The 20,009-nt window shown below is 74.3% G+C and carries 20 protein-coding genes and 1 pseudogene; 14 read left to right on the forward strand and 7 right to left on the reverse strand.

From position 1 onward, the window contains the following. Positions 1 to 89 precede the first annotated feature (89 nt). The 8 genes and pseudogenes from LN042_RS28790 to LN042_RS28825 form a co-directional block, all read left to right on the forward strand. Positions 90 to 1,235: pseudogene (locus tag LN042_RS28790) on the forward strand (glycosyltransferase family 4 protein); the annotation flags it as partial. Between the two features lie 188 nt (positions 1,236 to 1,423). Then, positions 1,424 to 2,575 (forward strand): glycosyltransferase, encoded by a 1,152-nt coding sequence (locus tag LN042_RS28795; protein WP_230054334.1) that lies wholly within the window; start codon positions 1,424 to 1,426, stop codon positions 2,573 to 2,575. Continuing rightward, a complete protein-coding gene (locus LN042_RS28800; RefSeq protein WP_230054335.1) occupies positions 2,572 to 3,519 on the forward strand; it encodes an SGNH/GDSL hydrolase family protein in 948 nt (315 codons plus the stop codon). The genes LN042_RS28795 and LN042_RS28800 overlap by 4 nt, the downstream gene beginning before the upstream one ends. Positions 3,520 to 3,610: 91 nt before the next feature. Then, complete coding sequence (locus tag LN042_RS28805; RefSeq protein ID WP_230054336.1) at positions 3,611 to 4,222, forward strand: hypothetical protein; 612 nt, start codon at positions 3,611 to 3,613, stop codon at positions 4,220 to 4,222. Positions 4,223 to 4,400: 178 nt separating this feature from the next. Then, on the forward strand, positions 4,401 to 5,393 hold the full coding sequence (locus tag LN042_RS28810) for an NAD-dependent epimerase/dehydratase family protein (protein ID WP_230054337.1): 993 nt from the start codon (positions 4,401 to 4,403) through the stop codon (positions 5,391 to 5,393). Positions 5,394 to 5,752: 359 nt separating this feature from the next. Further along, complete coding sequence (locus LN042_RS28815; protein ID WP_230054338.1) at positions 5,753 to 6,196, forward strand: hypothetical protein; 444 nt, start codon at positions 5,753 to 5,755, stop codon at positions 6,194 to 6,196. A gap of 108 nt (positions 6,197 to 6,304) precedes the next feature. Next, the gene (locus tag LN042_RS28820; protein WP_230054339.1) at positions 6,305 to 7,270 is read left to right on the forward strand and encodes a zinc-binding dehydrogenase; all 966 of its coding nucleotides are present in this window, start codon (positions 6,305 to 6,307) and stop codon (positions 7,268 to 7,270) included. A gap of 21 nt (positions 7,271 to 7,291) precedes the next feature. Then, complete coding sequence (locus LN042_RS28825; RefSeq protein WP_230054340.1) at positions 7,292 to 7,927, forward strand: nucleoside/nucleotide kinase family protein; 636 nt, start codon at positions 7,292 to 7,294, stop codon at positions 7,925 to 7,927. Here the strand turns inward: LN042_RS28825 and LN042_RS28830 are convergent. Next, positions 7,920 to 8,708 carry an inositol monophosphatase family protein gene (locus tag LN042_RS28830; protein ID WP_230054341.1) on the reverse strand — a complete coding sequence of 263 codons (789 nt, stop codon included), beginning with the start codon at positions 8,706 to 8,708 and terminating at the stop codon, positions 7,920 to 7,922. The two genes, LN042_RS28825 and LN042_RS28830, sit on opposite strands and share 8 nt — an antisense overlap. A 110-nt stretch (positions 8,709 to 8,818) precedes the next feature. Here LN042_RS28830 and LN042_RS28835 point away from each other — a divergent pair, with 110 nt between their 5' ends. Next, positions 8,819 to 9,802, forward strand: a complete 984-nt coding sequence (locus tag LN042_RS28835; RefSeq protein ID WP_230054342.1) for an Lrp/AsnC family transcriptional regulator — start codon at positions 8,819 to 8,821, stop codon at positions 9,800 to 9,802. Between the two features lie 102 nt (positions 9,803 to 9,904). Here LN042_RS28835 and LN042_RS28840 read toward each other — a convergent pair whose 3' ends face one another. Continuing rightward, on the reverse strand, positions 9,905 to 10,384 hold the full coding sequence (locus LN042_RS28840) for a DUF2269 family protein (RefSeq protein ID WP_230054343.1): 480 nt from the start codon (positions 10,382 to 10,384) through the stop codon (positions 9,905 to 9,907). Positions 10,385 to 10,627: 243 nt separating this feature from the next. Here LN042_RS28840 and LN042_RS28845 point away from each other — a divergent pair, with 243 nt between their 5' ends. Then, positions 10,628 to 12,016, forward strand: coding sequence for a choice-of-anchor A family protein (locus LN042_RS28845; protein ID WP_230054344.1), 1,389 nt, complete (start codon positions 10,628 to 10,630; stop codon positions 12,014 to 12,016). A gap of 133 nt (positions 12,017 to 12,149) precedes the next feature. Here the strand turns inward: LN042_RS28845 and kynU are convergent, their stop codons facing one another. Beyond that, positions 12,150 to 13,394, reverse strand: coding sequence for a kynureninase (gene kynU / locus LN042_RS28850; RefSeq protein WP_230054345.1), 1,245 nt, complete (start codon positions 13,392 to 13,394; stop codon positions 12,150 to 12,152). Next, a complete protein-coding gene (locus LN042_RS28855) occupies positions 13,391 to 14,230 on the reverse strand; it encodes a tryptophan 2,3-dioxygenase (RefSeq protein WP_230054346.1) in 840 nt (279 codons plus the stop codon). Before LN042_RS28855 ends, kynU begins: the two co-directional genes overlap by 4 nt. 166 nt (positions 14,231 to 14,396) lie before the next feature. On the opposite strand from LN042_RS28855, the gene LN042_RS28860 reads away from it, so the two are divergent. Next, positions 14,397 to 14,837, forward strand: a complete 441-nt coding sequence (locus LN042_RS28860) for an Lrp/AsnC family transcriptional regulator (protein ID WP_230054347.1) — start codon at positions 14,397 to 14,399, stop codon at positions 14,835 to 14,837. Between the two features lie 7 nt (positions 14,838 to 14,844). On the opposite strand, the gene LN042_RS28865 is transcribed toward LN042_RS28860, so the two are convergent. Next, positions 14,845 to 15,483 (reverse strand): MarC family protein, encoded by a 639-nt coding sequence (locus LN042_RS28865; RefSeq protein WP_230054348.1) that lies wholly within the window; start codon positions 15,481 to 15,483, stop codon positions 14,845 to 14,847. Between the two features lie 197 nt (positions 15,484 to 15,680). Here LN042_RS28865 and LN042_RS28870 point away from each other — a divergent pair, with 197 nt between their 5' ends. The 3 genes from LN042_RS28870 (at position 15,681) to LN042_RS28880 (ending at position 18,044) form a co-directional block, all read left to right on the forward strand. Then, positions 15,681 to 16,223: a DoxX family protein gene (locus LN042_RS28870; RefSeq protein WP_230054349.1), complete on the forward strand. Its 543-nt coding sequence runs from the start codon at positions 15,681 to 15,683 to the stop codon at positions 16,221 to 16,223. A gap of 212 nt (positions 16,224 to 16,435) precedes the next feature. Beyond that, complete coding sequence (locus LN042_RS28875) at positions 16,436 to 17,353, forward strand: undecaprenyl-diphosphate phosphatase (RefSeq protein WP_230054350.1); 918 nt, start codon at positions 16,436 to 16,438, stop codon at positions 17,351 to 17,353. A gap of 64 nt (positions 17,354 to 17,417) precedes the next feature. Next, positions 17,418 to 18,044, forward strand: coding sequence for a hypothetical protein (locus LN042_RS28880; RefSeq protein WP_230054351.1), 627 nt, complete (start codon positions 17,418 to 17,420; stop codon positions 18,042 to 18,044). Positions 18,045 to 18,050: 6 nt separating this feature from the next. Here LN042_RS28880 and LN042_RS28885 read toward each other — a convergent pair whose 3' ends face one another. Beyond that, the gene (locus LN042_RS28885) at positions 18,051 to 18,716 is read right to left on the reverse strand and encodes a response regulator (RefSeq protein ID WP_230054352.1); all 666 of its coding nucleotides are present in this window, start codon (positions 18,714 to 18,716) and stop codon (positions 18,051 to 18,053) included. Then, positions 18,713 to 20,005 carry a sensor histidine kinase gene (locus LN042_RS28890; RefSeq protein ID WP_230054353.1) on the reverse strand — a complete coding sequence of 431 codons (1,293 nt, stop codon included), beginning with the start codon at positions 20,003 to 20,005 and terminating at the stop codon, positions 18,713 to 18,715. Before LN042_RS28890 ends, LN042_RS28885 begins: the two co-directional genes overlap by 4 nt. Positions 20,006 to 20,009: the final 4 nt, after the last annotated feature.

Here is a 20,009-nt window from a genome sequence, read left to right on the forward strand (position 1 = left end):
GTAAGAGAGAGATAAAGCGCTGGCAGCAGTTCGTCTGTTCGACAGATCCCTTTGGCCCGGCGCACGCCCAGCACGGCAACAACCGAGGCATGCGAGTCGCCATCGTCACCGAGTCCTTTCCGCCGGAAGTCAACGGCGTCGCCCACAGCGTGCTGCGCACCGCCGAGCACCTGGTGCGGCGCGGCCACCAGCCCCTGGTCATCACCCCGGCCCCGGCCCGCGGCTCCAGCAGCCCGGAGCACACCTTCGGTCCGGAGGTCGCCGAACTGCCGGTGGTGCGGATCCCCTCCGTCCCGCTGCCCGGCTATCCGCAGGTGCGGCTCGCCCTGCCGAGCCCCCGACTGGGTGCGGCGCTGGCCGCCCACCGACCCGAGCTCGTCCACCTCGCCAGTCCCTTCGTCCTCGGCGCCAGAGGCGCGACGGAGGCCACCCGGCTCGGCCTGCCCAGCGTGGCCGTCTACCAGACCGACCTGGCCGGCTACGCCCAGGCGTACCGGATCGGTGGCGGCCTGGGCGCCGGAGTCGCCTGGCAGCGGATCCGGACCATCCACCGGGCTGCCACCCGCACCCTGGCACCGTCCACCCCCGCCGCCCAGGACCTCACCGCGCACGGCGTCCCGCGCGTCCACCTGTGGCCGCGCGGGGTCGATTCGCTGCGTTTCCACCCGCGCCATCGCGATCAGGCGCTGCACCGCGCGCTCGCCCCCGGCGGCGAGGTGCTGGTCGGCTTCGTCGGCCGGCTCGCCCCGGAGAAGCGGGTCGACCTGCTCGCCGGAGTGGCCGCACTGCCCGGCGTGCGGCTGGTGGTGATCGGCGACGGCCCGAGCGCCGGCGCGCTGCGCGAGCAACTGCCCGGTGCGGTCTTCCTGGGCCGGCGCACCGGCGAGGAACTGGCCCGCTGCTACGCCACCCTCGACCTGTTCGTGCACACCGGCCCGCTGGAGACCTTCTGCCAGACCATCCAGGAGGCGATGGCCAGCGGCGTCGCGGTGGTCGGCCCGGCCGCCGGCGGGCCGCTCGACCTGATCGGGCACCGCCGCACCGGCCTCCTGGTCGCCCCGCGCGACCAGCGCGCCGTCACCGGGGCGGTCGCCGAGCTCGCCGCCGATCCGCAGCGCCGCGCCGCCTACGGCCGGGCCGGCCGGGCCGACGTGACCGCGCGCACCTGGGAGGCGATGGGGGACCTGCTGTTGCGTCACTACGCGGAGGCGGTGGCGGAGCACCGCGGCACGGCGGTGCGCTACGACGCGGGGCTGCCGGCTTCCGTGCGGTCCGGTGCAGCCACGCCGCCCGTCACCGAGCCCGCCGGTGAGCCTGCGATCCGAGTCGCCCCGGTTGCCCCGGTCGTCCCGGTCGTCCCGGTCGTCCCGGTCGTCCCCGCGGGTCCGGTCGCTCCGGTGGCTCCGGTCGAGGAGCAGGCGGTATGAGCTCCGCGCTGCGCATCGTCCGGCTGGCCAACTTCGTCACCCCGGTGTCCGGCGGCCTGCGTACCGCGCTGCGCCACCTCGGCGCGGGCTATCTGGCCGCCGGACACGAACCGGTGCTGGTGGTGCCCGGCCGCGAGCATCGGGACGAACTCACCGAGCAGGGCCGAGTGGTGACCCTCCCCGGCCCGGTGCTGCCGACCAGTGGCGGCTACCGGCTGCTCACCGACCGGACCGCGGTCACCCGGCTGCTGCACCGGCTGGCCCCCGACCGGCTGGAGGTCTCCGACCGCACCACGCTTCGCTGGACCGGCAGTTGGGCCCGGCGCAACGGGGTGCCCGCAGCGATGGTCTCGCACGAGAGCGCCACCGGCCTGCTCCGCACCCGGGGACTGCCCCGGCCCGCCGCCCGGGTGCTCGCCGACCGGCTCAACCACCGCACCGCGCGGGCCTATGACACCGTGATCTGCACCACCGACTGGGCCGCCGAGGAGTTCCGCCGGCTCGGCGTCGAGCAGCTGGTGCAGGCGCCGCTCGGTGTGGACCTGGCCCAGCTGCACCCCTGGCGCCACGACCAGGCCGTCCGCGAGAGGTTCGTGACGGAACATCAAGTCATGCTGGTGCTCTGCTCGCGACTCTCGGCGGAGAAGCGCCCGGGGCGGGCCCTGGACGCACTGGCCGAGCTCCGCCGCACCGGACTGGACGCCGTCCTGGTGGTGGCCGGCACGGGTCCGTTGGCCGAGCGACTGCGCCGGCGCGCGGGACGGGAGCGGCTGCCGGTGCGGTTCCTCGGCCACATCGCCGAACGGGCCGAGTTGAGCGCCCTGTTGGCCTCGGCCGACGTGGCGCTGGCGCCCGGGCCGATCGAGACCTTCGGGCTCGCCGCGCTGGAGGCACTGGCCTGCGGCACCCCGGTGGCGGTCAGCCGTTCCTCGGCACTGCCCGGCATCGTGGCCGACGCGGGCGCGGTGGCCGCCGACACAGGAGCAGGATTCGCCGCAGCGGTCCGGGAGTTGCTGGCCCGCCCCGAGGACCGGCGGCGCGCCGCGGCCCGGGCACGGGCCGAGCGGTACAGCTGGGACGCGGCGGTCGCGGCGTTCCTGGCCGTTCATGAACGGAGCGGAGCGCACAGCGTCAGGAGTACGCCATGACCGCACCCACCCACTCCGCGCCCGCAGTCGCGGCCGCGCCGGTCGAGATCGTTCGCTTCGCCGCCCTCGGCGACTCGGTCACTGAGGGGGTCGGCGCCCCGGTCGGGTCCGGCTGGCGGGGCTGGCCGGCCCTGCTGGCCCCCGCGCTGGCGGCCGACCCGGCACAGGTGCTGCACCACAACCTGGCGGTCAGCGGTGCTCGCACCGCCGACCTGGTCAACCGGCAACTCCCGGCCGCACTGGCGATGCGGCCGCATCTGGTGGCGGTGGTGGCGGGCGGCAACGACACCCTGCGGGCCGACTTCGACATCGCGCGCACGGCGGCCGACCTGGACACCGTGCTGCGCGAACTCGCCGCCGTCGGAGCCGTGTTGCTCACCGCCTGCCTGCCCGATCCGGGCCTCATGCTCCGGCTGCCCGGGCCGTTGGCCCGCCCGCTCGCCCGGCGGATGGCAGCCGTCAACACCGTGGTGCACGAGCTCTCACGCCGATACCGCGCCATCCACCTGCACCTGGCCGAGCTGCCCTGGCTGCGCGACCGGCCGCTGCTCAGCGCCGACCGGTTGCACCCCAGCCCCAGCGGGCATCTGCTGATCGCCCGCGAGTTCCACGCCCGCCTCGCCGCCACCGGCCACCCGGTGGGCCCGCCGCCCGCCGCGGTGCTGGCCCCGCCGGCTCCCGGACGCTGGGCCGACCTGTGGTGGCTGGCCACCCGGGGCACGGCGTGGGTGGCGCGGCGCAGCATCGACCTGCTGCCAGGCCTGCTGGCGCTGGCGGCCACCGAGACCGTGCAGCAACTCAGGGGTCGGGGACCCGAGTTGGACGCCCGCGCAGAAGCGGCGGCCCAAGCAGCGGCCCAAGCGGCGGTACAAGCAGCGGCTCAAGCGGCGGCGCGGGCGGTTGCCGCGGGGGCGGGACCGGGAGACGAGACGCGGGCGGTGTGATCAGGACGTGGGCCAATGGTGGCCGGACGCCGGTGCCCCCTACGCTCTCGGTTGCCTGCCTGGCCGTGAACACTGAATGGGAGTCGCTGCTGTGAGATTGCTGATCGTCTCGGGTTACGCCGTCGTCCTTGCGTTGCTCGTCGTGGGGACCCTGGTGGGGAACGTCTTCGGACTGGGCGACGGCGGCCGGCTGCTGCTGACGCTCGTCGAGTTCGTCGCCGGCTTGCTGGTCCTGAGCACCGTGCTGGCGGTACTGCCGCGCCGGATGCAGCAGCGGGTGGCAGGCGCACAGCCCACCTCGGCGATGATGCGGCGGCGGGTGGACCGGCTGCTGGTCGCCCTCGGAGCCATCCCGGCGCGCTCGGCGCGGGCCGACATCGGCGCCCTGGCCGACGGAACGGTGCTGTGGGCGCGAGCGGTGCGGATCGACGGGCCGCGCCCGGCACTGGGCATTCTGCTGTTCGAGGCCCCGACCGGTGGGCAGCCCGTGTTGAGATGGCGTCAGGGTCGCGCGGTCCAGACGATCCCCGCGCCGTACGAGCTGACCGAGCCGGCGAACATCCCCCTCACGGCGACCGCCCGCTCGCTGAAGGCGACCAGCACCGTGTGGATCGGGCAGGCCGTCAACCTCCAGCTGACGGCGATGGACCTGGAGGTGCTGCGGCACGTGGTGACGGCGGCACAGCGGGACGTCGTCGAGTGACTGGGCGACGGCCCCGCGGTACGCTGCGCACCGACGTTCGTCGAGGGTGAGGTGAGGGTCATGGGTGCCGTGAACGAGCTTCGCCATGCCCTCATCCGGGTCGCCGGCTGAGCCGATCACAGCGGCTCCCAGCCGCCCGCGACCCGGGCCACGACCATCGACTCCGGAGTCGCACACCGTGTACGGCAACACCGATCGACCACTGAACCTGCTCATCCTCGGCGGCACCCGCTTCCTCGGCCGCGCCGTCGTCGAGGCCGCGCTCGCCGACGGCCACCAGGTGACCTTGTTCAACCGCGGCCGCACCAACCCCGGCCTCTTTCCCCGGGTGCGAACCGTCATCGGGGACCGCACCGAGGACCTCGCCGGTCTGGCCGACGGCCGCTGGGACGCCGTCGTGGACGTCGCCGGCTACGAACCCCGGGTGGTGGCACGCTCCGTCGACGCGCTCCACGGCCGGGTGGGGCGGTACGTCTTCGTCTCGTCCCTGTCCGTGCTGGCCGACCAGAGCACCCCGCAGGACGAGGACGGCGAGGTGCTCCGGCTGCGCGCGGACCTGCCGGCCCACCAGGTGTACGGAGCACGCAAAGCCGCCTGCGAGCAGCTCGTGCTGGACGCCTTCGAGCGGCAGGCCACGATCGTCCGCCCGGGCATGATCGTCGGCCCGCACGACCCCACGGACCGCTTCGCCTACTGGCCCCGCCGCTTCGCGCGCGGCGGCCGGATCCTGCTCCCCGGCGACCCCGCGGACGCCGCCCAGTTCATCGATGTCCGCGACCTCGCCGACTGGATCCTCGGCTGCGTTCGGTCCGGGCTCGGCGGCGTCTACAACACCACGGGCCGGTCCATGCCGTTCGGCGCGTTCTTCGAGGCCTGCCACGCCGTCACCCGGGCCGTGGCCGAGCCGGTGTGGATCCCGAGCGACCGGCTGCTCGCGGCAGGGCTCGACCCCTGGATGGGGGTCCCGATGTGGATCGCCGATCCGGCCTGCGCGGCCATCAACCGGGTGGACGTCTCGCGGGCCCTCGCCGCCGGACTGGCCCTGCGTCCGCTCGCACGGACCCTGGCCGACACCCTCGCCTGGGACACCGCCCGGGGCGGCCCGGCCGCCGGCACTGAGGGGCTCGCCGTTCAGGAGGAGCAGCGCCTGCTGAGCGAGCTGGCGGGCTGACGCACGAGGAGCCGGCCGGCCCGGGTCGGCCGGCTCCGTCCACGGACCACGCGGTGCGGGGCCGCTGCGGACCGGGCGGCCAACGGCCGTGCCCCTGCTGCCGGATCGGCCGTTGCCGCCACCTCATGGCCGCGCCGCCCGCGTCCTGGTAGAACGGGCCCGGGCCGAGCCGCGCAGCCTGCTCGCCCGGGACCGCAAGCACCGGTGCACCCGAGAAGGAGCGAACCCGATGACGGCAGCGCCGCGCACCCCCTGGTCGGTCACCCTGGACTACTCGCACGACCTGGCCCTCGCTCTCGCCGTGCGCGATGCCTTCGGCTACCCGGACCCGCTCGGCCTGCCCCCCCGTCGACCCGCCCGTGGCACTGGCACTCCTCCCGGAGGAGCGGGACGATCCGGTGATCGCCGGGCAGTGGCGGGCGTGGTGGGAACGCGTACCGGCGTCACCGACGCACGAGTCCCGCATCGCCCTCGACCTCGACGGCCCGCTCGGCACGGTCATCCACCGCAACTCGACCACGCTCCTGGCCTGGAGCTCGGCCCGGAAACGGGACCTCGCACAGCTGAGCAGGCCGACTGCCGGCCACCGGCGCCCGCTCCTGGCCGACGCCATCCGCGACCACAGTCGGCGAACCGGCTTCCGAGTCGCCGAGTTCCACCTGACGGTCACCGCCATCCCGGCTGGAGTGGCCTGGTTCCAGCCGATCGACGGCGACGTGATCGCGGCGAGCATCGAACTGATCCGCGACCGCAGTGCGCACACCGCCGCCATCGTCGACCACCTCGGGAGGCGGCAGGGTTGACCGCCGCAGCGGTGCTCGGGTCGCCATGCCCGGCGCGCCCTTGACCTCAAGTCTCCTTGAGGCACCAGGATGGGCCGCAGACGGCTGCCGATCAAGGAGTTGAGGCTGATGCGCGCGATCTGGCTGGAGCAGTTCGGTGACCCCTCCGTGCTGGTGCCCGGTGCGGCTCCCGATCCGGTGCCCGAGGCGGGCGAGGTGCTGGTGGCCGTGGAGTTCGCCGGCATCACGTTCGTGGAGACGCAGTTCCGGGCCACCGGGGCCGGGCCGTTCAAGGGCGAGCTGCCGATGGTCCCGGGCAACGGGGTGGCCGGGACGGTGACGGCCGTCGGGGCGGGGACGGACCCGGCGCTGCTCGGGCGACGGGTCGTCAGCAGTACGGGTGGCAGCGGCGGTTATGCCGAACGGGTCGCGGTACCGGCCACCGGGGTGTTCGAGGTGCCGGACGGCCTGGCCCTGGACGAGGCGATGGCGCTGCTGGCGGACGGGCGCACGGCGGTGCTCCAACTGCGAGCGGTGCGGCCGGCGGCGGGGGAGCGGGTGCTGGTGGAGGCCGCGGCCGGCGGGGTGGGCAGTCTGCTGGTGCAGTTGGCCAAGGCGGCGGGTGCCGAGGTGGTGGCGGCGGCCGGCGGGCCGCGCAAGCTGGCACTGGCCCGGGAGTTGGGCGCGGATGAAGTGGTCGACTACCGGGAGGCCGACTGGACGGGCCAAGTGGCCCCGGTGGACGCGGTGTTCGACGGCGTGGGCGGTGCGATCGGCCGGGCCGCCTTCGAACTGCTGGGCGCGGGCGGGCGGATGGTGAGTTACGGGCTGGCCAGTGGGGAGTGGGCGGCGATCCCGGCGCGGACCGCGGCGGCCCGGGGCGTGGCCCTGGTCACCGGTGAGCGCACCCCGGCTGCCCTGCGTGACGCCACCGAGTACGCGCTCGCCGAGGCGGCGGCCGGCCGGCTGCGCCCGGTGATCGGCCAGCGCTTCCCGTTGGCCGAGGCGGCCGCCGCGCACGCCGCGATCGAGTCCCGCGCCACCGTGGGAAAGACGCTGCTGGAGGTCGGCGCACCGCCGCGAGCCGAACGGTGAACGGCTAGCATGGGCCCCATCATGCGGCTGCACCCGATCTCCTGGACCCGGCTCACCGAGCAACTCGCCGACCGGGTCGAGCAGCTGACTCCGGCCGACGGCGGGCAGTGGCCGAGGGTCGCGGTGGACGGCGCGGGCGCGGCCGAACCGGCCCGGCTGGCCGGGGCGTTGGCCGAGGAGCTGCGGCTGCGCGGTCGGGCGGTGCAGCGGATCCGGGCGGCCGGGTTCCTGCGCCCCGCCTCGATCCGACTGGAGTACGGGCACCAGGACGCGGACGCCTACCTCGACCTGTGGCTGGACACCAACGCGCTGTTCCGTGAGGTGTTCACGCCGCTCGATCCGGGCGGCACCGGCAAGGTGCTGCCCGACCTGTGGGATCCGCGCACCGATCGCGCCACCCGCAGCCCCTACCGGCAGTTGGTCCCCGGCACCGTGGTGCTGCTGGACGGGCCGCTGCTGCTCGGCCGGTGGTTCCCGTTCGACCTGACGGTGCACCTGCTGATGTCCCCCCAGGCGCTGGCCCGCCGCACTCCTGAGGCCGAGCAGTGGACGTTGCCCGCCTTCGCCCGCTACCAGGATGAGGTCAGGCCGGCCGAGACCGCGGACGTCCTGGTCCGGGTTGACGACCCCAACCACCCTGCGACTGATCTCAGTTGAGCAGATCCAGCAGTGCCGGATGCAGCACGCGGCCGGCCGCGAGGAAGCCGGTCGAACAGGCGCGCCAGGGCGCCCCGTGCTCGTCGGTGACCAGGGCGCCGGCCTCGGCGGCGATCAGCGCGCCCGGCAGCAGGTTGGGCGCGTCCAGGCCGAACTCCCAGAAGGCGTCCAGGTGTCCGGAGCCCACCTGGGCCACCTGGAGCGCGGTCGGCCCCAGGTTGCGCACGGCGATCACGCCACCGCCCAGCACCGCGCTCAGCGAGGCGCCGGCCCGGTGCAGCGCCCGCGGGTCCGAACCGACCGCCGGCGGCTGGCTGGTGGCGACCACGGCGGCGGTCAGCTGCCGCGCGGACGGGGTGATCGGCCGGCCGTCCAGCCAGGCGCCGACCCCGCGCAACGCCGTGTAGCTGAAGCCCAGTCGGGGTGCGTGAACCACGGCCAGCACCGCCTCGCCGTCCCGCAGCAGGGTGGCGGTGACCGCCCACTGCGGCTGACCCAGCAGGTACTGCACCGCGCCATCGGTGGCATCGCACACCCACCACTCGCCACTCTCCGGCACCTCGCCCGTCAACTCGGCGTCCAGCCAGCCGGCTTCCGGGCGCAGTGCGGTCAGCCGCGCGCGCAGCAGGCCGGCCGCGGGCTCGTCGACCGCGGTGAAGGCGGCGAACGCCGCTGCGCGGTCGGCGGCCGGCGTCGGCTCGGCGCGGTGGCGCTCGACCAGCCAGTCACCGGTCTCGCGCACCGCCGCCAGCACGCCGTCCAACAACCCGTTCTGCTCCATCGTCCCGCTCCCGTCCCGCTCCCTGAGTTCTCCCGTGCGGCACAAGGAGTACCGTGATCGCGCTCGACCACGTCGTAGAGCACCCTGGAAGTGACGGAGATCGGACAGAGATGGCAGCAGAAACAGCGGATCCGGACACCTTGGACCTCCTGGACCGCCGACTGGTCTGTGCCCTGCAGCTCGACGGCCGGGCCGAGCCGGGCCGGATCGCCACCGCACTCGGCGTCTCGGTGCGCACCGTGACCAGGCGGCTGGTCCGGCTGCGGGAGACCGGCGTGGTCAAGGTGGTGCTGCAGCCGCGGGCCGTGGACGACGCGGTCGGGGCGCTGCTGCTGCGGGTCCGGGTGCTGCAGGGCCGGGTGGCCGCGGTGGCCGACGCGCTCGCGGCCCGCTCGGACGTGCCGTTCGTCGACGTGATGCTGGGCGGGCAGGAGGTCGGCGCGGTGCTGGTCAGCGACCAGGCCGGCCGTGACGGTCTGCTCTACCGCCGGCTTCCGGTCACCGGCGCGGTCATCGAGACCACGGTGTACGCGGTGCTGCACCTGTTCGCGGACGCCGCGCAGTGGCACGGCGGTCTGCTCACCCCCGAGGAGACGGCCGCCCTCACCCCGCCGCCGGTGCCGCCGGCCCCGGTCGCGCCCAAGGGGGACCCGCTGGACCGCGCACTGCTGGCCGCCCTGGCCGACGACGCCCGAGGCTCGGCCGCCGCCCTGGCCACCGCCGTCGGCGCGCCCGAGTCCACGGTGCGCCGGCGACTGCACCGGCTGGCCGCCGGCGGGCAGTTGCGCACCCATGTGACCGTCGACCCGCGGCTGCTCGGCATGGCCGTGGACGCCAACCTCTACCTCTCACTGCCGCCCGAGCGACTCGCGGCGGCCGGCAGGGCACTGGCCGCCCACCCGCAGGTGCACGGGGTGGCGGCGACCAGCGGCCCGCACAACCTGATGGCCGCCGTCTTCTGCCCGGACCACGCCGCGCTCTACCGCTTCACCACCGAGGTGCTCGGCCCGCTCGGCGTGGACCGGATGGAGACGGTGATCGTCGCGCGGGCCGTCAAACGCGCGGGTGCTCGGGTGGTGCTGCCCAGGCGCTGAGGCGCTCAGGCGCTGGGCGCGACAGGTGCGTCAGGCGCGCGGACGCGCGGGCGGTGGTGCTCCTCGGGCGCGCGGTGGTGTCACCCGGGCGCCCGGGGCGCGTCAGGCGTGCGTGGTGGAGCCCGGCCGGACCACCATCAGCACCGTGACCACCGCCCAGAGCAGCGAGAACAGCCCGGTGCTCATGGCCAGCATCTTGAGCCCGCCCAGCGCCTTGCCGGCGTCGGCCCGCGGATCCCCGGCCAGCGTGTCGATCACCGCCTGCTGCGGCGGCAGCACCAGCACCAGCAGCACCAGCGCCGCCACGATGGTGAGCACCAGGGAGGCGATCAGCCAGGGGCTGCTCATGACGCCCATCACCTGTGCGGTGCCGATGCCCAGCACCGGCACCAGCACGCCGCCCGCCGCGTAGACCTTGGTGATCCGGTTCAGGGTGCGCACCGCCGAGGCCTCCCCGGCCGCCTCGGGACCGTCGGCCAGTGCGGCGCGGGCCTTGCGCGGGAACATGGTGGCCGCGACCGTCACCGGTCCGATGGCGATCACGGCGGCCAGAACGTGCAGGCTCAACAGGAACTTGCCCATGGAAAGGGTCGCTTTCGTGCGGTGGGTGCGGCCGTCCGGGGGAAACGGCTCCGCCCGGCACGCTAACACCCGCCTCCGCCGTCCACGGGCCCGGCCCTGGCGTCACTCGTCCGGGTGACATTTGATCGTTTTTGCGGGCAAGTCCGGCATGGCTTCCAAGGCCGCGCCGCGCCCCGCGCGTTGGATGGTCCGGTGTGCCCTTTTCCTCTGCAGCCGGGGGCCGTCATGCGTGGAGGCGCGAGTATGAGGCATGCGAGCAGGTCCGCACTGCCGGCGGTGATCGCCGTCGCCGTGCTGGCCTTCCCGGCGCCCCGAGCGATGGGCGCGCCGTTCCCGCCGCCGCCCGTGCCGGCCGTGCCGTGCGCCGGACCGGACTGCCCGTCGACCTGGCCGCCGCTGGACAGCGGAGCCACCGGCCGGGACGCCGGCATCAACGTCTTCGTCGGCGGCGACTACGACGTGACCGGACGGGCAGCCGAGGTGGCGGGCCCGGTCGTCGCGCTGGGCAACCTCACGGTGGACAGGAACGGTGGCGGCGCCTTCAGCGTCTCCCCGGCCGGCGCAGGCAGCCGGCTGCCGCCACCGGGCGGCGGCGACCTCGTCTCGGTCGGCGGCGACGTGGTCTCCCGGCCGACCGACGACATCCTCATCGGCCCCGGCCCGGACTCCCCGGCCACCGGCATCGCCGGGGGCGACCTGCGCTACGGCGGCACCACGAGCGGCACCGTCGTCGTCGAGCCCACGGGCCAGGCGGTCCACGACACCGGGGTGCGCGAGCAGTACGCCCCGCTGCGCACCACCATCGAGTCCGTCTCCGACTGCGCGGCCCGGCAGCAGACCACCGGCGTGGTCACCGTCACCGACAGCGAGGTGACCTTCACCGGTGACGGGACCAGCGCGCGCCAGGTCTTCGACGTCGGCCGGAACCTGGCGAGTCCGACCGGCGACCGGATCGGCCTGGCGTTCACCGGCATCCCGGTCGGCGCGACGGTGATCGTCAACCTGCTGTCGGACGACGCGCTGATCAACACCTACAGCCGCACCGGCGACCAGAGCGCCCCGCTCACCCGCCTCCGGTCCAAACTGCTGTGGAACTTCCCGACCGCCAGCGTCGCCACCATCGGCGGCGCCCGGTTCCAGGGTTCGGTGCTGGCCGGCAACCCCAACGGCACCACCACGCTCTCCGCCGCCGGCGTCACCGGCTGGCTCCACCTCGCCGGGAGCCTCGACCAGACCAGCGGCGACGGCGGCTACGAGTGGTCCACCCAGCCGTTCGAGGGCGACCTGCCGGAGTGCGACGCGAACTCGGCGCTCGCGCCCGCGGCCGCGGCCACGTTCCCGCCGCCCCGCATCCGGACAGCGAGCGCCATGCCGACGCCCACGCCGCCCCCGAGCCCGCCGCCCACCGACACCCCGCCGGCCGGCGCCGCGGACACCGCGGCCGTCGCCCAGGAGCCCCCGGAACGCGGGGGCGCCGCCCCGACCACCAGCGCGCAGGGCGGCGGGCTCCCCGACACCGGCGCCGGCGGCGCCGGTCCACTGCTCGGCACCGCCGGCACCCTGCTGATCGGTGGCGCGTTGGCGCTGCTGCTCGGCCAGCGCCTGACCCGGCGCCGCGCCCGCCATCGCTGACGCGGAGCACCCGACCTGGGAGCCCCCGACGCGGGAGCACCTGGTGGCCCGCCACCGTCGACGCCGGTGCACCTGCCGCGCGCGCACCCGGTGGCCCGCCGACCGACGGCCCACCAGGTGCGAAGGACGGCCCTCAGGTCACCGCGCCCCGCCGGTGGAACCGCTCCGCACGCCACTCACCGCTCGCCAGCACCTCGCGCAGCGCCTCGGCCGCGTCCCAGGCGTCGGTGTACGAGGTGTAGAGCGGGGTGAAGCCGAAGCGCATCAGGTCGGGTGCCCGGAAGTCCCCGATCACCCCGCGCTCGATCAGCGCCTGCACCACCGGGAACCCGTCCGGGTGCCGGATCGCCACCTGGCTGCCGCGCCGCTCGGGCTCCCCCGGGGTGACGATCTCCAGGTCCGCGAGCCGCGCCATGAACAGCTCGGTCAGCGCCAGGCTCTTGGTCCGCACCTGCTCCAGGTCCACCTGGTCCCAGATCTCCAGGGTGGCCCGCAGCCCGGCCAGGGCCAGCAGCGGTGGGAAGCTGGTCATGAACCGGGTGATGCCCTCGGCCGGCTGGTACTCGGGCCGGAACGCGAACGGCTCGGAATGTCCGAACCAGCCGGTCAGCGGTTGCCGCACGGCGTCGTGGTGGCGGGTCGCCGCGTAGAGGAATCCGGGTGCGCACGGCCCGGCGTTGAGGTACTTGTAGGTGCAGCCGACCGCGAAGTCCACCCCGCAGGCGGTCAGGTCGATCGGCAGCGCCCCGGCCGAGTGGCACAGGTCCCAGATCATCAACGCCCCGGCGCGGTGCACCCGTTCGGTGATCCCGGCCATGTCGAGCAGCACGCCGGTGCGGTAGTCGACGTGCGAGAGCACCACCGCGGCCACGTCGTCGTCGAGCTGGGCGTCCAGGTCGTCCAGCGAGTCGAGCAGCACGCTGCGGGTGCCCTCGAAGAGTCCGGTGACGCCTTCGGCGATGTACAGGTCGGTCGGGAAGGTGTCCCGCTCGCCGAGCACCTTGTGCCGTCCGGGGCGCATCCGCAGCGCCGCGGTGAGGATCTTGAAGAGGTTGACCGAGACGCCGTCGCAGACCAGCACCTCTCCGTCGCCGGCCCCGATCAGCCGCGCGATCCCGGCGCCGAGGGTGTGCGGCAGCTCGGTCCAGCCGGCAGCGTTCCAACTGGTGATCAGGCCCCGGCCCCACTCCTGCTCGACGGTGCGGCGGACCGTCTCGGGGGTGCGCACCGGCAGCACGCCGAGCGAGTTGCCGTCCAGGTAGATGCCCTCGGCGGGCAGGGTGAACTCCTTGCGCAGCGGGCCCAACGGGTCGACGGCGTCCAGCGCCGCGCACTGCTCACGGGTGGTGGGGACTGCCAGGCTCTTCGGGTCGCTCACAGCTCTCCTCGCACGGTCCACAACTCCGGAAAGACGTCCTGCTCGGTGGCGGCCTTCAGCCAGGCCAGTCCGCTGGAGCCCGCGGTGCCCGACTTGTCCCCCATGGTGCGCTTGACCGAAGAGTAGTGGCGCTGCCGCCAGCGGGTGACCCGCTCGGCGGTGTCCAGCAGCGCCTCGGCCAGTTCGACCAGGTCGGCGTGGGCCGGGTCGGTGTAGACGGTGCGCCAGGCGGCCTGCACGTCCTCGGCCGGCCGGTAGCGCTCGGTGCCGGGGACCGGCGGCTCGGCCAGCAGGCCGCGGCGGGCCAGCAGCGCCAGCACCTCGTCGTAGAGGCTCGGCCCGTGCAGGGCGGCGGCGAGCTGCTCGTGGACCTCGGGCGCGCCGTTGTACATCGCCAGCAGCCGCTCGGACTTGTTGCCGAGCAGGAACTCCAGCAGGAGGTAGGCCGAGGACTGGAACCCGGAGGCCTCGCCGAGCAGCGGCCGGAAGGCGCTGAACTCCACGGGGGAGAGCGTGGCCAGCAGGTCCCAGGAGCTGTTCAGCACGTCCTGGGTGAGCGCGCCCCGGCGCAGCGCGGCGCGAGCGGCCGGCAGGTCGCCCGCGCGCAGCGCCTGCTGGGTCAGCGTCCACTCGTGGCGCACCAGGTCGAAGAGCAGCTCCATCACCTGGGTGGTGATGATGAACGACAGCTCGGCGTCGACGGTACTTCGCGGCTGCTGCAGGGTGTGCAGCACGTCCAGGCGGGCGTAGGCCTCGTAGGGCGTGGCGCCGCCGTGCGCCGCGGCCGGGTCGGCGTCGTAGGCCAGCTTCGGCTTCTGGACGGTGGACTGGGCCATGATTTCGCTCCCTCTCGTGGCAGGCGCGGACTATTGTGCGGCGGCTCCCGGCAGTCTTGAATGGGCGCTGGCTACCAGATCGCGCTCATCGCTTTGCGATCACAAGCTGTTTTCCCCGATGACTTGCCGATCACTCCGGTACCGGCTCACCGTCCTGGAGGGACCGATGGCGCTGGACGCGCTGGACCGCCGACTGCTCGCCGAATTGCAGGCCGACGCCCGGCTCTCCTACAACGAATTGTCCCGCCGGGTCAGCCTGTCGGCGCCGGCTGTCGCCGAACGGGTGCGGCGGCTGGAGGCCGACGGGGTGATCGCCGGCTACCACGCGCAGGTCGACCTCTCCCGGGCCGGACTGCCGGTGACGGCGCTGGTCCAGGTGCAGTGCTACGGCCCGCGCTGTCTGCTGCGCGACCCGGAGGTGGCCCAGTGGCCCGAGGTGCTGCAACTGCACCGGGTCACCGGCGGGGCCTGCTGCGTCCTGCTGGTGGCCGTCCCCGGGATGGCCGAGTTCGAGGCGCTGACCGACCGGTTCGCGCCCTACGGTCAGCCGACCAGCTCCATGATCCTCTCCACCCCGGTGCCCTGGCGGCCGGTCACCCCGCCCTGAGCCCGGCTCAGGACCTCCCGCCGGCGAGGTGGACGCCGAGCTCCTCCAGGCCGTTGAGGAAGAGCTCCACGCCGACCGCGGCCAGCAGCAGACCGAGCAGCCGGGAGAGCACCTCCAGCGAGGTCTGGTGGGCGCGGCGCAGCAGCGGGGCCAGCACCAGCACGCTGACCGCGTTGATCGCGACCACCATCAGGTAGGCGGCGGCCACCGTGAACCGCCAGTCCCAGGTGTCCTTGGCCAGCGACTCCACCAGCACCGCGGTGATCGCCAGGGGACTGGCGATGTACGGCAGGGACAGCTCCCGCACGCCTTCGGCCAGCGGGCTGCTCAGCTGGTCCTCGTAGTCGGAGGGTTCGACGCCGAAGTGCACCCCGAGCACCAGGCCGACGGCGTAGAGGAAGAAGATCGCCCCACCGGCCAGTTGCAGCGACTCGTCGCTGACGTGGAAGAACTCGGTCACCGGGTCGGCCAGGAAGGCCATCACCACCCCGACGCCCGCCGCCAGCGCGGTGCTCACCGTCAGCAGTCTGACGAGCTCCCGGTGGCTGCGGGAGCGGCTCAGCCGGGCGTAGGTCAGCAGCACCTTGGGCGGACCGACCACGGCGAAGAAGGTGATGAAGGCGCTGCTGAGGTTGAAGGCGACCATTCCCCCAGGATGAGCGAGCCGCTCCGGGCGGGGCGGTCGGCGCACCGGCGCGCGGCGAGGTGTGGGCAGCGTCTCAGCGGGCCCGCGAGGGTCCCCCGGATGGCCGCGCCGGGGTCGAGGAGTGGGCGGCCATCCGTTGGGATGGAGGCGTCAGCCGGGGGGAGGCAGGCCCCCGGGGCGGCAGAGATGAGGACACCATGGGCGCTGGCTACCGCAAGGATCTCGGACTGCTCGTGCTGCGGGCGGCCGTCGGCGGGGTGCTGTTCTCGCACGGCACCCAGAAGCTCTTCGGCTGGTTCGGCGGCGGCGGGCTGGAGGGCACCGCGAAGGCGATGGAGTCGATGGGGTTCAAACCGGGCGGGCAGAGCGCGCTGGCGGCGGGCCTGGGCGAGGCCGGCGGCGGCGCGCTGCTGGTCGCGGGGCTGGCCACCCCGGTGGCCGGGCCGGTGGTGGCGGGCACCATGGCCGGGGCGATCTCGGTGCACTTCCCGCACGGCTTCTTCGTCACCAAGGGCGGCTACGAGTACCCGGCGCTGCTCGGCGTCTGCGGTCTGGCGCTCAGCATCGCCGGCCCGGGCCGCTACTCGCTGGACGAGCTGACCGGCAACGCGTTCAACCGTCCGGTGCTCGGCGTGCTGTCGTTCGCGGCCGCGGCGGCCGGCGCCTATGCGGTGGTCGCCAAGCGGGACCGTGCGATCAAGGAGGCCGCCGCCAAGGCGATGGTCTCGGAGCCGGAGTAAGTAGTCGACGCGCCCGTCCGGCCGCCGGCGGCCGGACGGAGGAGTCCGCAAACCAACCCGCAGTCGAACAGCTGGTGAACATCGGGTCCAACCCCGCCTGACGTCTACAGACGCGTAGTACGTTCTCGCGGGGAGGGGCCCGAAAGCCGTTTCGAACGGCCCGGTACGGCGTCGCCTCCGACGAGACCCGTACCGCGACTGAGGGTGTGCCGATGTCCCTAACCTACCCGGAATCCATCGGCGTGGGCCTGCTGCAAGGTGTGACCGAGCTCTTCCCGGTCTCCAGCCTCGGGCACAGCATCCTGATCCCGGCCCTGATCGGCGGCAGGACCAAGAGCGATCTCGACATGACCGCCGCCCAGTCCCCCTACCTGACCGTCCTGGTCGGACTGCACCTGGCGACCGCGCTCGCCCTGGTGGTCTTCTTCCGCAGGGACTGGGTGCGGGTGGTCCGCGGGCTGTTCACCTCCATACGCGAGCGCCGGATCCAGACCGTCGAGCAGAGGCTCGCCTGGCTGCTGGTGGTCGGCACCATCCCGGTCGGCATCGCCGGCCTGGTCGCCGAGAAGGCGCTGCGCAACGCCCTCGGCAAGCCGGTACCGGCGGCGATCTTCCTGGCGCTCAACGGCTTCGTGCTGCTGGGCGCGGACCGACTGCGGCGCGGCGGCAGCGGCCGGCGCCGGGCCGGCGCGACCGTCCGGCACGAGGCCGGGGTCGACCCCGACCTCGCCTCGGACCGCCGGCTCGTCAAGATGGGCTTCGGCCAGGGCGCCTGGATCGGCGCCGCGCAGATCCTCGCGCTGCTGCCGGGCATCAGCCGCTCCGGCGTCACCATGAGCACCGGCATCCTGCGCGGGCTGAACCACGAGGACGCGGCCCGGTTCTCCTTCCTGCTGGCCACCCCGGTGATCCTGGCCGCCTCCGCGCTGAAGCTGCCCGAGATCGCCAAGCCGGAGAACGCCGGCATCCGCGGCCCGCTGATCGCCGGCTCGATCGCGGCCTTCGTGGCGGGCTACATCTCGGTGAAGTTCCTGACCAAGTACTTCGAGAACCGCAGCCTGACCCCGTTCGCGATCTACTGCCTGCTGGCCGGTGTGGGCAGCGCGGTCTACCTGAGCATCACCGGGTGACGGGCCGTCACCCGGTTGCCCGGCCCGCCTGGCGCACGCCGCCGGTCCGGTCGACGGTGGGTGGGTGTTCCCGACCCAGGAGGCCGCACCGATGGACCGCCGCACCCCGCCCCCTGCCACCGTGCCCCGCCGCCTCCGCGCCCTCGCCGCCCCGCTCGCCCTGGCGACCGGGGCGGCGTTGTTCTCGGGCTCGGCCCTGACCGGCTGCTCGTCCAGCACCAAGAGCACGACCTCCTCGGCGTCCTCATCCGCCGCCTCCGCGGCCCGGTCGGCGCTGTCGTCGATCGCCGCCTCGGCCGGCACGCAGGCCGCCTCCGCGGCCTCCTCGGCGCTCTCCGCCGCCGCCTCCGCGGGTTCCTCCGTGATCGCCTCCGCGCAGTCCCAGGCCGCCTCCGCGTTCGCCAGCGCCACCGGCGGGGTGAACGCCACCCAGAACGTCTCCCTGGGCGCGGCGGTCACCACCTCGGACGGCAAGCTCCAGGTGCCGGTCACCGTGACCAACAACGGCTCCGGCAGCGCCAGTTACATCATCCAGGTGGCCTTCAAGAACGCGAGCGGCGCGCTGCAGGACACCACGGTGCTCACCGTCGGCCCGGTGGCCGCCGGTCAGACCGGCACCGGCACCGCGGTCAGCCACCTGGCCCTCAGCGGCGCCATCACGCCCAGCGTGGAGACGGCACTGCGCTACTGAGCCCGGTCAGGTGGGCCGCACCAGCCGGTTCTCGTAGGCGAAGACCACGGCCTGCACCCGGTCGCGCAGGCCGAGCTTCAGCAGGATCCGGCTGACGTGGGTCTTCACGGTGGCCTCGGCGAGCTGCAGTTCGGCGGCCACCTCGGCGTTGGACAGGCCCCGGGCGACCTGGACCAGCACGATGCGCTCCCGAGCGGTCAGCGACTCGATCGCGCCGGCCGCGCGGTCCGGGGAGCCGCCGTCGGGCAGCCGGTCGGCGAAGTGGTCGAGGAGCCGCCGGGTGATCCGCGGCGCCACCACGGCGTCGCCCGCCGCCACGCTGCGGATCGCGCTGAGCAGTTCGGCCGGCTGGGCGTTCTTCAGGAGGAAGCCGGAGGCGCCGGCCCGCAGCCCGGCGAAGGCGTACTCGTCGAGGTCGAAGGTGGTCAGGATGAGCACCTTGGTGTCGGGGGACTCCTCGACGATCCGCCGGGTCGCCTCGATGCCGTCCATGCCGGGCATCCGGACGTCCATCAGCACCACGTCCGGGCGCTGTTCGGCGGCCAGCCGGACGGCGGTGGCGCCGTCCTCGGCCTCGCCGGCCACCGACAGGTCCGGCTGCGAGTCGAGGACCAGGGTGAAGGCCACCCGCAGCAGCGGCTGGTCGTCCACCAGCAGGACGCGGATGGTCATGACGGCTTCTCCTCGGCGAGGTCGGGCAGGTCGAGATCGAGGGTGGCCGCCACTCGCCAGCCGCCCTGCGGCAGCGGTCCGGCGCTGAGTTCCGCGCCGTAGGCGGCGGCCCGGTCGCGCATCCCGGTCAGGCCGTGGCCGGCGCCGGGCCGGCCCTCGGCGGGCCGGGGCAGGGCGCGGCCGTCGTCGCGCACCTCGACGGCCACCGAGCGGGGCCCGCAGACCACGGTGACGGTGGCACGGGCGCCGGGCGCGGTGTGCTTGATGGTGTTGGTCAGCGACTCCTGGACCAGCCGGTAGACGGTGAGCTGGGCGCCGGGGGAGACATGGGCGTGGTCGCCGGTCAGCGCCAGCTCGACGGGCAGCCCGGCGGCGCGCACCTGGGCGGCCAGCGCGGGCAGTCGGCCCAGGTCCGGCTGCGGGTGGCGCAGGGCGTCCGGCTCGTCGGCGCGCAGCACACCGAGGAACCGGCGCATGTCGGTGAGCGCCTGGCGCCCGGTCTCGGCGCTCTGCCGCATGGCGGCGGTGGCCTTCTCGGGCGCGTGCTCGTTGGCGTACGCGGCGCCGTCGGCCAGCGCCACCATCACCGAGAGGTTGTGGGTGACGATGTCGTGCATCTCGCGGGCGATCCGGCTGCGCTCCTCGGCGACCGCCAGTGCGGACTGCTGGTCGCGCTGGCGCTCCAGCTCGCGGGCCCGCTGCTGCAGGGCGGCCAGTTTGGCCTGCCGGGCCCGCACATTGCGGCCCAGCACCACGGCGGCGGTGATGATGCCGGAGAGGAAGAAGACCGCCTTGAGGGCCGCCAGCACGGGGGAGACCACCGGGTGGGCGGGGGACCACCAGCGCCAGACGGACAGCAGCACGCCCGACTCGGCCGTGCCGAAGGCGGCCAGGGTCCAGCGGAACGAGCGGTGCGCGGCCACCGTGTAGAGCGCGACCAGCACCGCGGTGTCGGCCGGCATCACCCCGTTGTGGGCCCACCAGCTGATCAGCCACTGGACGAAGGCGACGGTGGCGATCACCCCGAAAACCACCACCGGTGAGCGGCGGCGCAGCGCGAGCGGCAGCACCAGGGCCGCCTCCAGCGGCAGTTCCCAGGGCCCGGCCATCATCCGGGCGTGCACGGCGGCGGTGAGCAGCAGCAGCAGCACCGCGCCGCAGCCGTCGACCAGCACCGGATGGCGCTCGCCCAGCCGCCGGGCCCGCAACGCCGCCAGCCCCCGGGCGGCGCCTGGGAAGCGCCGCCCGGGGGCGGTCAGGGACAGCTCGGGCAGTCCGGCCACAGTCATTGCG

The organism is Kitasatospora humi (genome assembly GCF_020907985.1).
In the GTDB taxonomy this organism is placed as follows: domain Bacteria; phylum Actinomycetota; class Actinomycetes; order Streptomycetales; family Streptomycetaceae; genus Kitasatospora; species Kitasatospora humi.